At 75.0% G+C, this 11,464-nt stretch carries 9 protein-coding genes; 4 read left to right on the top strand and 5 right to left on the bottom strand.

Features of this window, described 5'->3' with window-relative positions; all coding sequences use genetic code 11:
• Positions 1-7 precede the first annotated feature (7 nt).
• The 3 genes from OG774_RS16530 to OG774_RS16520 form a co-directional block, all read right to left on the bottom strand.
• Positions 8-1,072 (bottom strand): acyl-CoA dehydrogenase family protein, encoded by a 1,065-nt coding sequence (locus OG774_RS16530; RefSeq protein WP_328302356.1) that lies wholly within the window; start codon positions 1,070-1,072, stop codon positions 8-10.
• Positions 1,069-2,208: an acyl-CoA dehydrogenase family protein gene (locus tag OG774_RS16525; RefSeq protein ID WP_328302354.1), complete on the bottom strand. Its 1,140-nt coding sequence runs from the start codon at positions 2,206-2,208 to the stop codon at positions 1,069-1,071. The genes OG774_RS16530 and OG774_RS16525 overlap by 4 nt, the downstream gene beginning before the upstream one ends.
• Positions 2,209-2,285: 77 nt before the next feature.
• A complete protein-coding gene (locus OG774_RS16520) occupies positions 2,286-3,824 on the bottom strand; it encodes an alkaline phosphatase D family protein (RefSeq protein ID WP_328302352.1) in 1,539 nt (512 codons plus the stop codon).
• 207 nt (positions 3,825-4,031) lie between these two features.
• Between OG774_RS16520 and OG774_RS16515 the strand changes: the two genes are divergently transcribed.
• From OG774_RS16515 to OG774_RS16505, 3 genes are read left to right on the top strand one after another with little or no spacing between them, the layout of a single operon-like run.
• A complete protein-coding gene (locus OG774_RS16515; RefSeq protein ID WP_328302350.1) occupies positions 4,032-4,766 on the top strand; it encodes a response regulator transcription factor in 735 nt (244 codons plus the stop codon).
• Between the two features lie 47 nt (positions 4,767-4,813).
• Positions 4,814-6,316 carry a sensor histidine kinase gene (locus tag OG774_RS16510; RefSeq protein ID WP_328302348.1) on the top strand — a complete coding sequence of 501 codons (1,503 nt, stop codon included), beginning with the start codon at positions 4,814-4,816 and terminating at the stop codon, positions 6,314-6,316.
• Positions 6,313-7,092 carry a DUF1707 SHOCT-like domain-containing protein gene (locus OG774_RS16505; RefSeq protein WP_328302346.1) on the top strand — a complete coding sequence of 260 codons (780 nt, stop codon included), beginning with the start codon at positions 6,313-6,315 and terminating at the stop codon, positions 7,090-7,092. The genes OG774_RS16510 and OG774_RS16505 overlap by 4 nt, the downstream gene beginning before the upstream one ends.
• Positions 7,093-7,197: 105 nt before the next feature.
• On the opposite strand, the gene OG774_RS16500 is transcribed toward OG774_RS16505, so the two are convergent.
• Entirely contained in the window at positions 7,198-7,533 is a 336-nt protein-coding gene (locus OG774_RS16500; protein ID WP_328302344.1) for a DUF1918 domain-containing protein, read from the bottom strand.
• Between the two features lie 137 nt (positions 7,534-7,670).
• A complete protein-coding gene (locus OG774_RS16495; protein WP_328302342.1) occupies positions 7,671-10,232 on the bottom strand; it encodes an ATP-dependent Clp protease ATP-binding subunit in 2,562 nt (853 codons plus the stop codon).
• Between the two features lie 187 nt (positions 10,233-10,419).
• On the opposite strand from OG774_RS16495, the gene OG774_RS16490 reads away from it, so the two are divergent.
• Positions 10,420-11,454, top strand: coding sequence for an NADP-dependent oxidoreductase (locus OG774_RS16490; RefSeq protein ID WP_328302340.1), 1,035 nt, complete (start codon positions 10,420-10,422; stop codon positions 11,452-11,454).
• Positions 11,455-11,464 lie beyond the last annotated feature (10 nt).

Raw genomic sequence — 11,464 nt, 5'->3', positions numbered from 1 at the left:
CACACGATCAGCCGGACGTGCCGACCCCGCGCGACAGCGTCGGCCACAGCGCGTCCGGGCCCCCGGCCGCGAGCGTGCGGCCCAGGCGGGTGGCCCACACCCGCTCACCACCCCACTCGTCGCGCCACGACCACAGCCGCCGGGTGAGGACGCCGAGGGCGAACTCGCGGGTCACGCCCATGGCGCCGGTCGCCTGGTGGGCCGCGGCGGCCACGAGCCCGGCGGCCTCCGACGCGACGGCGGACGCGGCGGCCGCGTCCGGCGCGGCGGGCTCCCCGTGCTCGCCGGCGCCCATCGCGGCCGCGCGGGCGGCCATCGCCGCCATCTCGGCCTGCTCGGCGAGGCGGACGAGGTGGTCGGCGACCGCCGGGAACCGCGACACCGGGCGCCCGAACTGCACGCGCTCGCCGGTGTAGGCGACGGTCAGGTCGCGGACGCGGTGCGCCGCGCCGGCGATCAGGGCCGCGCGGGCCAGCGCCCCGCGCCGGGCGAGCGCCTCGCGGGCGTCGGGCGGGGCCGGCGCGAGGGTCTCGGGGACGACGCCGTCGAGGTGCACGGCGTCGCGGGGCTCGCCGGCGAGGTTGGGGCCGGGCGTGATCGACGCCGCGGCCGGGTCGACGACGGCGACGACGAGGGAGCCGGCGGGGTCGTCGGCGAGCAGGACGATCCGGTGGGCCCGCCGCGCCCACGCCACCCGCTCCAGGCGTCCCACGAGCGCCCCGTGCCGCAGGGCGACGGGGCCGGCGCCCGTGGTCAGCGGCCCGTCGGGCAGCGCGAGGGCCGCGTGCGCCAGCAGGCGGCCGGCGAGCAGGCCCGTCTCGGCGAGCGGCACGGGGGCGGCGGCCGCGCCGACCTCCTCGAGGATCGCGCATGCCTCGGCCACCGATCCGCCGGCGCCGCCCGCGTCCTCGGGCACCCCGACGGTGGTGAAGCCGCCGGCGTGCAGGGGGTCCCACACCCCGGGAGCCCAGCCGTCGCGCTCGGCGTCCTCGAGCACGGCGGGGGTGCACCGGTCGGCGAGCACGTCGGCGACGGCCTCGCGCACGGCCGTGACGTCGCTGAGCGCCGTCATCGCGTGAGCGCCTTGGCCGCGATCCCGCGCAGCACCTCGGTGGTGCCGCCGCGCAGCGTCCACGTCGGGGCGTTGAGCACGCACTCGGCCAGCAGCCGCTCGAACATCGTCGGACCCTCCGGATCGATCTCCCCGCCCGCGGCGTCGCGCAGGGTCTCGACCACCTGCTGCTCGAACGTGGTGCCGACGTCCTTGACCAGCGCGGCCTCGACCGCCGGCGCCTCGCCCTGCTCCAGCGACCGCGCGACGGCGAGCGAGAGCTGGCGGATCGTCCACATCTGCGCGCCGACCCGCCCGATCGCGGCGGCTCTCGTGTCGTCGACGTCGTCGCCGTGGACCTCGAGGAACGCCCGGTACAGACCGAGCACCGAGAGGTAGCGGTCGGGCCCGGAGCGCTCGTGGGCGAGCTCGGCGGTCACCTGCGCCCAGCCCTTCCCGACCTCGCCGAGGACACGCTCGTCGGGGACGAACACGCCGTCGAGCACCACCTCGTTGACGTGCTCCTCGCCGTCGATGAGCGGGATCGGCGAGACGCGGACGCCGTCTGTGCCGAGGTCGACGATCAGCTGTGAGAGGCCCGCGTGGCGGTCACCGGCCTCCGCCTCCGGGGTCGTGCGGCAGAGCACCACCGCGAAGTGGTTGAGGTGCGCGTTGGTGGTCCAGACCTTGGTGCCCGTGACCCGCCAGCCCCCGTCGACGCGCGTCGCCGTCGTGCGCACCGACGCGAGGTCCGAGCCGGCGTCGGGCTCGCTCATGCCGAGGGAGAACCAGCACTCGCCGGCCGCGATGCGGGGCAGGAACCAGCGGCGCTGCTCCTCGGTGCCGAAGCGCAGCAGGGCGGGCGCGGTCTGGCGCTCGGCGATCCAGTGCGCGGCGATCGGCGCGCCCGCGGCCAGGAGCTCCTCGACCACCACGAAGCGCCGCACGGTGCTCGCGCCGGCGCCGCCGTAGGAGACCGGGATGGACATGCCGACCCACCCCTGCGCCGCGAGCGCACGCGTGAACCCCGGGTCGTGGCGGCCGCCGAGCCCCAGGCCGGGGCGGAAGTCGGCGGGCAGGATCCCGGCGAGGAAGCTGCGCACCTCCTCGCGCAGCGCCTCCTCCTCCGGCGACAGCGCGGACGGAGCGAAGATCATCGGTGGGCCTCCCGGGGTGGCGCGCGGTCGCGCTGCCACCGTGCCCCACCGGAGGGGCGGCGGCCAGCCGCGGGCGGTCAGGCCCGGGCGCCGGGGTCGCCGTCGGGGATGACGACGCTCGTCGCCGTGCGGGCCGGGGCGCCGCGGGTGGACACGGTGTCGACCACCCGGAAGTCCGCCCGCCACTCGCGGGGCGTGACGACGTTGCGCACGTAGCCCCGCCGGCGGTCGACGAAGCGGATGTGGGGGTTCTCGGCGAGCAGCGCGGCGTCGCCCGCCCCGCGCGCGCTGCCGCTCCCGCCGGAGCTGATCGAGGTGGTGACGAGCTCGGTGGCCACGACGCGCGACGACGGGTCGGCGAAGTCCGCGCGCACGTCGCAGGCGTGGGCGGCGTGGACGTCGCCGGTGAGGATCACGGGGTTGGGCGTGCGGGCCGCGACGAGGTGGTCGCGCAGGGCGTCGCGCTCGGCGGCGCAGTCGTCCCAGGAGTCCTCGTCGAGCCCGGTCGCCGGCCCGGCGGTGAGGTCGCGCGGGGAGAAGAAGACCTGCTGGCCCAACGCGTTCCAGCGCGCGGTCGGGCCGGCGAGGGCTGTGGTCAGCCACGCGCGCTGCTCGGCGCCGAGCATCGTGCGGGCCCGGTCGCGGGGGCGCTTCGGGTCCTGGTCACTGCGGTATCGGCGGGTGTCGAGCAGGTGCAGGTCGAGGAGGTCGCCGAAGGTCAGCCGCCGGTGCATCCGCATGTCCGGGCCCTGCGGGCGCTGGGCCCGGCGCAGCGGCATGTGCTCCCAGAACGCCCGGTAGGCGTCGGCGCGCCGGGCCCGGAACACCGCCGGGTCGTCGTCGGGCTCGTCGTCGACCTGCGAGACGTCGCCGGCCCAGTTGTTCTCCACGTCGTGGTCGTCGATCGTCACGGCCCACGGGGCGGCGGCGTGGGCGGCCTGCAGGTCGGGGTCGGTGCGGTACTGCCCGTGGCGCAGGCGGTAGTCGGCGAGGGAGACGGCCTCGCGGGCCGGGAGGTGGGCGCGGCCGGGGACGCCGGCCGCGGCGCTCTCGTAGATGTAGTCACCGAGCCAGGCGACGAGGTCGAGGTCGTCGCGCGCGATCGCCGCGTGGGCGTTGTAGTAGCCGTCGGGGCGGCTCTGGCAGCTCGCGATCGCGAACGCGAAGCGGTCGACCCGTGCGCCGGGCGCGGGAGCGGTCCGGGCCCGCCCGGCCGGGCTGATCTCGGTGCCCACCCGGAACCGGTAGAAGTGCTCGGCCGCCGGGCGCAGGCCGGCGACCTCGACGTGCACGGCGTGGGCGTCCTCCGCGCGCGCCACCGCGCTGCCCCGCGCGAGCGGCGCCCGGAAGCCCGCGTCCGCCGCGACCTCCCACTCCACGAGCACCGGCCGCGACGGCATGCCGCCGAGGCCGTCGGGGGCGAGCGGGTCGGGGGCGAGGCGCGTCCAGAGCACGACCCCGTCGGGCGTCGGATCCCCGGACGCCACACCGAGCGTGAAGGGGGACGCCGTGGCCGCCGGTGCCGTGGCGTCGGCGACCCAGGGCGCACGGAGCGCGACCGCCGCACCGGTGAGCGCGACCGCGCCGCCGAGCAGCGTCCGGCGCGACACCCCCATGCCGCGTCCCCCTGCAGCTCGACCGTCCGGACGGACCGGGGGAGCGCCGATGGACCAGGCCCGTCCCCTGCCCACACCAACGGATGACCACCACCGAGCGGTTCGGACGTTCGGTCACCGGACTTTCGCGCTGCGTGACCGTCTCGCACAGCTCCCGCACAGGAAGCACCCAGCCGGGGCCGACGGTCGGCTGACAGGCTGCGTGTCATGAACGCCGCCACCCGTGCCGACCTGCGCCGACCCGACGGCACGCCGGTCCGGGCGCTCGTCGTCGACGACGAGCCGACGCTGGCGGAGCTGCTGTCCATGGCCCTGCGCTACGAGGGCTGGGACGTCCGCAGCGCCGGCGACGGGCTGGGCGCCGTGCGGCAGGGACGGGAGTTCCGTCCCGACGTCGTCGTCCTCGACGTGATGCTCCCCGACATCGACGGCTTCGAGGTGCTGCGCCGCCTGCGGGCCGACAGCCCCGACGTCCCGGTGCTCTTCCTGACCGCCCGCGACGCGGTGGAGGACCGGGTCGCCGGCATCACCGCCGGCGGGGACGACTACGTGACCAAGCCGTTCAGCCTCGAGGAGGTCGTCGCCCGCCTGCGCGGCCTGCTGCGGCGCGCGGCGGTCGCGACCGCCGTCCGCGGCGACGCGACGCTGGCCGTTGGCGACCTGACCCTCGACGAGGACAGCCACGAGGTCGCCCGCAGCGGCGAGCCGGTCGAGCTCACCGCCACCGAGTTCGAGCTCCTGCGCTTCCTGATGCGCAACCCCCGCCGCGTGCTCTCGAAGGCCCAGATCCTCGACCGGGTCTGGAACTACGACTTCGGCGGCCAGTCGAACATCGTCGAGCTCTACATCTCCTACCTGCGCAAGAAGATCGACGCCGGCCGCGCGCCGATGATCCACACCGTGCGCGGGGCGGGGTACCTGCTGAAGCCGGCCGCGGAGTGACCGGGCCGGTGCTGCGGCGCGTGGCCTCGCTGCAGAGTCGGCTCGTCGTGACCACGGTCCTGCTGCTGACCGTGGTCTTCCTCGTCGTCGGGGTCGGGGCGGCGCTCTCGCTGCGCGGGTACCTCTACCGGCAGCTCGACGCGCAGGTCACGGAGATCGCCCGCTTCCGCAGCGACCCGCCGCCGGGCGACCCCGACCGCCGGCCGCCACCGCCCGATGCGGGCGGCGGCTTCATCGGCGGGGGCCCCGACCGTCCCGCCAACACCCTCGAGGTCACCGTGGACGACGGCCGTGTCGTCCGCGCGGCGCTGCTCGGGCGCCCCGGCACGAGCCGTCCGGTCGATCCCACGCAGGTGGCGCCCGCGATCGCGACGACCCCGGGCCGGCCGCCGCGCACCGTCGATCTCGAGGAGCTCGGCCGCTTCCGGCTTGCCGCCGCCGCGGGCGAGGACGGCACCGTCACCGTCGTCGGCCTGTCCACCGACGCGCTGGAGGACACCGTCGGCGAGCTGGTGGTCCGCGAGGCGATCATCTTCGGGATCGGCGTCGTGGTCGCCGGCGTGGCCGCGGCCGTCGCCACCCGCCTGACCCTGCGCCCGCTGCACCGCGTCTCGGCCACCGCGCGCCGGGTCTCGGAGCTGCCGCTGTCCTCGGGCGAGGTCGAGCTCGCCGACCGGGTGCCCGACGTCGACGCCGACCCGCGCTCCGAGGTCGGCCAGGTCGGCGCCGCGCTCAACCGCATGCTCGGGCACGTGGGCGCCGCCCTCGCCGCCCGGCAGGAGAGCGAGACCCGGCTGCGGCGCTTCGTCGCCGACGCCAGCCACGAGCTGCGCACCCCGCTCGCCGCGATCCGCGGGTACAACGAGCTCGCCGCGCGCCACGCCGACGAGCTGCCGGCCGAGGTCGCGGGCCTGCTCGAGCGGATGGGGTCGCAGACCGTGCGGATGACCGCGCTGGTCGAGGACCTGCTGCTGCTCGCCCGCCTCGACGCCGGCCGGCCCTTGGCGCGCGAGCGCGTCGACCTCGCCCGGGTCGTCGTCGACGCCGTCACCGACGCCCACGCCGCGGCCCGCGAGCACCGCTGGGCGCTGGATCTCGGCGATGGGCACGAGGACGAGGACGCCGTCCTGCCCGAAGTCGTCGGCGATCCCGAGCGGCTGCACCAGGTCGTCGCCAACCTGCTCGCCAACGCCCGCACCCACACCCCGCCGGGCACGCACGTCACCGTCGGCCTGCACCCCGCGACCGGCGACGACGGACGCGCGGTGGTGCGGCTCTCGGTCGCCGACGACGGCCCCGGAATCCCGGTGGACCTGCTGCCCCACGTCGCCGAGCGCTTCGCCCGCGGCGACTCGGGCCGGGCGCGCACCACCGGCAGCACGGGCCTCGGGCTGTCGATCGTCTCCGCGGTGGTGGCCGAGCACGGCGGCACGCTGCGGATCACCAGCCGTCCGGGCGAGACGCGGTTCGTCGTCGACCTGCCCGTGGCCGGCGGGACGCCGGACGGTGCTCCCGCCGACCCCGGCGCCCGCCTATCCTCCCGGCCATGACCGAGCCGGCGTCCGACGACCAGACGCCCGACGAGCAGGGCGCGAACGCACCCTCGCGTCCCCCGGCCGTGCCCGCCGAGCCGCCGCCGATACGCGCGTCCGACGCCGAGCGGGAGCAGGTCGCGGAGGTCGTGCGGACCGCGGTCGCCGACGGGCGGCTGACGATGGTCGAGGGCGACGAGCGCCTGCGCGACGCCTACGCCGCGATCTTCCGGCGGGACCTCACGCCGATCACCGCCGACCTCCGGCCCGTCGACCGTCCCGCTGATCCAGTGCCCGGCACCGACACCTCGATGCGGCGGCCGCTCGGGCGGCTCGACCGACCCTCGTCGACGACCTCGGTGGCCGTGCTCTCGGGCGCGCAGAAGCGCGGCGAGTGGACCCCGGGGCTCACCCACCGGGTGTTCGCGTTCTGGGGCGGCGCCGAGCTGTCCTTCCGCGACGCGCGCCTCGACGACGCCGGGCTCGCCATCGGCGCCATTGCGATCATGGGTGGCATCACCCTCGACCTGCGCGGCGTCCCGGCCGGCGTCGAGGTGACGATCCAGGCCGTCGCGATCATGGGTGGCATCGACGTCACCGTCGACCCCGACACCACGGTGATCGAGGACGGCGTCGGTTTCATGGGCGGGTTCGAGGACGGCTCGGGCGTGCCGCGACGCCCGGACGGCCCTCGCGTGCGCGTGTCCGGCCTGGCCCTGATGGGCGGGGTGTCGGTGACCCGCAAGCCGCCGTCCCTCGAGGGCGGCGGCGACCGGTCCGCGCTCGAGCGCTGAGCCGCTACTCCGGCACTGCCGTGCCAGCCCTGCGTCCACGCTTGCGTTGAACGCCAGGATCGCCACATCCTCGCCGGCGCGACACGCCGTGGGCTGTCGCGATCCTCAGCGCTGGAACCGCTGGGCGACCTGGTCGGCGACGTCGGCCACGGCGCGCGCCGCGGTCCCGGTGGCGTCGCTCGCCGCCTGGCCCGCCTTCTCGGCGAGCTCCCCGGCCTTCTCCTCCACCTTCTCGGCGGCCAGGCCCGCCTTCTCCGACAGGGACCCGGCCTCGAACGTCGCGTCCGGGCCCGGGGTCACGATCGTCTCCTCGCCGGAGTCGAACCGGACGCGGTAGGGCGGGCCGTCCTCGCCGAGCACCCCGACCACGGTGCCGACCCTGTCGGGGACGTCGGTGTGGTTGGAGTGCATGCGGATGCGGTCGCCCACGGACGCGCTCACGGGGTCCTCCTCGTGCTCGGAGCCTGCTCAGAGCCTGCTCGGATGATGTCTCCCGGCCAGGTACCCCGTGACGCGCGAAGGGCACCTCCAGCCGCATAGAGCGGCCGAAGGTGCCCTTCGCGCAGTACCTACGAGCGTCAGCCGGCCGTCACCGGCGAGACGGCGACCGGGTCGTCGGACACCGCGAACGTCAGCTCGCCGTCGGCCACGTCGACCGTGACCGTCTGCCCGCCGTGCAGCTCCTCGGAGAGCAGCATCGCCGAGAGCCGGTTGCCGACCTGGCGCTGGATGGTCCGGCGCAGCGGCCGGGCCCCGAACTCGGGCTGGAAGCCCAGCTCGGCCAGGCGGTCGACGGCGGCCTCGGTGACCGCGATGCCGATGTCCATGGCGGACAGGCGCTCGCGGGTCTCGTCGAGCAGCAGGTCGGTGATCCGGCGCAGCTGCGCGGCGTCGAGGCGCTTGAAGACGATGACCTCGTCGATCCGGTTGAGGAACTCCGGCCGGAACGACTCACGCAGCCGCGGCATGAGCCGCTCCTGCAGCGACTGGTCCGCACTCTGGTTCGACGGGGCGAACCCGAGCGCCTGCGTGTTCGTGGTGATCAGCTCCGAGCCCACGTTGCTGGTCATGATCAGCACCGTGTTCCGGAAGTCGACCGTGCGGCCCTGCGAGTCGGTCAGCCGCCCGTCGTCCAGCACCTGCAGCAGCGTGTTGAAGACGTCGGGGTGGGCCTTCTCCATCTCGTCGAGCAGCACCACCGAGTACGGCCGACGGCGGACCTCCTCGGTGAGCTGGCCGGCCTCGCCGTACCCGACGTAGCCGGGGGGCGACCCGACGAGCCGCGAGACGGTGTGCCGCTCGGAGAACTCGCTCATGTCGACGCGGACCATGCGGTCCTCGTCGCCGAACATCTGCGCGGCCAGGGCCTTGGCCAGCTCGGTCTTGCCGACGCCGGTCGGGCCGAGGAACAGGAAGCTGCCGATCGGACGGTCCGGGTCACCCAGACCCGCCCGCGAGCGGCGCACGGCCTCGGCGATCGCCGCGACGGCGTCGTCCTGGCCGACCACACGCTCGTGCAGCTGCTCCTCGAGGGCGAGCAGGCGGTCCCGCTCGGTCTCGGTGAGCTGGCTGACCGGGATGCCGGTCGAGCGCGAGACGACCTCGGCGATGTCCTCGACGGTCACCTCGAGAACACCGGTCTGACCGGAACGACGGTCGGAACGGGCCTCCTCGAGCTGCGACTGGGCCTGCGCGATCTCGTCACGCAGGGCGCCGGCCCGCTCGTAGTCCTCGTCCGCGACGGCCTGGTCCTTGTCGCGCTGCAGCGACTCGAGCTTGCGCTCGAGCTCACGGGAGTCGGTGTGCGGCCCCTTGGCCCGCAGCCGCTTCCGCGCGCCGGACTGGTCGACGAGGTCGATGGCCTTGTCGGGCAGGAACCGGTCGGTGACGTAGCGCTCGGACAGCTCGGCGGCCGCCGTGAGTGCCTCGTCGGTGAACCGCACCTGGTGGTGCGCCTCGTACCGGTCGCGCAGCCCGTGCAGGATCGCGATCGTGTCCTCGATCGAGGGCTCGGGGACGAGCACCGGCTGGAAGCGGCGCTCCAGCGCCGCGTCCTTCTCGATGGACTGGCGGTACTCGTCGAGCGTCGTGGCGCCGACGATGTGCAGCTCGCCGCGGGCCAGGGCCGGCTTGAGGATGTTGCCGGCGTCCATGCCGCCCTCGGATGAGCCACCCGCGCCGACGACGCCGTGGATCTCGTCGATGAAGACGATCAGCTCGTCGGAGTGCTCGCGGATCTCGGTGACCACCTTGGTCATCCGCTCCTCGAAGTCACCGCGGTAGCGCGTGCCGGCGACCATGCCCGAGAGGTCGAGCTGGACGATCCGCTTGCCCTCGAGCTGCTCGGGGACGTCACCCGCGACGATGCGCTGTGCGATGCCCTCGACCACCGCGGTCTTGCCGACGCCGGCCTCGCCGATGAGCACGGGGTTGTTCTTGGTGCGACGCGACAGCACCTCGAGGGTCTGGTCGACCTCGTCCTCGCGGCCCACCACCGGGTCCAGCTCGCCGGCCCGCGCCTTCGCGGTCAGGTCGACGCCGAACTGGTCGAGGGTCGGGGTGCTGGAGTCGGCGTTGTCGCCGCCACCGGTGCCACCCTGGCCGCTGCTCGGACGCTGACCACCGGACGCGGCGGAGCGCTGCAGCGACTGCGGCGTGACGCCCTGGGCGCCGAGCGCGCGGCCCACGGGGCTGTCGTTGTTCGCGGCCAGCGCGAGCACGATGTGCTCGGGGCCGATGTAGCTGGAGCCGAGCGCGCGGGAGATCTGGTGCGCGTCGAGCAGGGTGCGCTTGGCCGTCGGCGTCAGCGACGGCGGCTCGGTGCGTGCCTCGCCGCGCGGCAGCTGCTCGTCGGCGATGCGCGCGAGGGCCTCGGGGTCGGCGCCTGCTCCGGACAGCAGCTGGCGCAGCGGCGGCACCTGGGTGACGACGAGCAGGAGGTGCCAGGCGTCGAGATCGGTGTTGCCCCGCTCGGCGGCCTGCTGCGCGGCCGCGCCGACGAGCTGGCGGGCCGGCTCGGTCATGAGCTGGGTGATGTCGATGCGCTGGACGCCTCGGGGGGACGACCCGCCCAGGAAGGAGGCGAGGAAGTCGTCGAACGGGCCGGACCCGGCGCCACCGGGCCCGAAGGCGCTGGTCATGAAGCTCCTCAGTGGGGGTCCACGCCGGCTGGGGCGCCGGCACTGTCCCTGTCAGCGATCGCGGGGATCGATTCATTCCTGAGTCGGGTCGACTCATGTCACACCCTGGAGGGTGAGCGGACCCGGCTCAAGCTCGGGGCTACCCGCGTCACGACATCGACACGCGTGGGACGGGCACCCTGGTTCCATGAGCCGCTCGACCACTGCAGGGACCGTGACCGCCCGCGAGGTCCACCTCGTCCGCCGCCCCTCCGGGTTCCCCGAACCCGACGACTTCGCGTTCGTCGACCGCGAGCTCTCCGAGCCCGGCGAGGGCGAGGTCCTCGTCGCCAACCACGACTTCTCCGTCGACCCCTACATGCGCGGTCGGATGAACGACGTCCCCTCGTACGTGGCGCCGTTCCGGCTGAACGAGGCCATGGACGGGCGCTCGGTCGGCGAGGTCGTCGCGAGCCGCAGCGACGACGTCGCCGTCGGCGACCTCGTGACGGCCAACCTCGCGTGGCGCACGCACGGCGTGGTGCCGGCGAAGCAGGTGCAGAAGGTCTCGGCGCCCGACGGCGTGAGCCCGTCGGCGTTCCTCGGCGTGCTCGGCGCGCCCGGCCTCACCGCCTGGGTCGGCCTCCTGGACAAGGCCGCGTTCCGCGAGGGCGACGCGGTGTTCGTCTCGGGCGCCGCCGGCGCGGTCGGGAGCCTCGTCGGGCAGCTCGCCAAGCTCAAGGGCGCCTCGCGCGTCGTGGGCAGCGCCGGCAGCGCCGACAAGGTGGCCTGGCTGACCGGCGAGCTGGGCTACGACGCGGCGTTCAACTACAAGGACGGCTCGGTCACCGACCAGCTCCGCGAGGCCATGCCCGACGGCGTCGACGTCTACTTCGACAACGTCGGCGCCGACCACCTCGAGGCCGCCATCGCGTGCGCCAACGACTTCGCCCGCGTCGCCGCCTGCGGGGCGATCGCGCACTACAACGACACGGACGAGAACCCGACCCCCGGGCCGGCCAACCTCTTCCAGATCGTCAAGAAGCGCCTGTCGATCCAGGGCTTCATCGTCACCGACTCGATCGACCGCATGCGCCCGTTCCTCGAGGAGGTCACCCCGTGGGTGGCCGAGGGCCGCGTCACGTTCCGCGAGACCACCGTCGAGGGCATCGACCGGGCCGTCGAGGCCTTCCGCGGCATGCTCCGCGGCGAGAACACCGGGAAGATGATCGTCAAGGTGTGAGGGGCCGGAG

The organism is Actinomycetospora sp. NBC_00405, from assembly GCF_036044095.1.
GTDB classification, from domain to species: domain Bacteria; phylum Actinomycetota; class Actinomycetes; order Mycobacteriales; family Pseudonocardiaceae; genus Actinomycetospora; species Actinomycetospora callitridis.
Note: the sequence above shows the minus strand (reverse complement) of the source record. Positions and strands in the feature narration are given on the sequence as shown.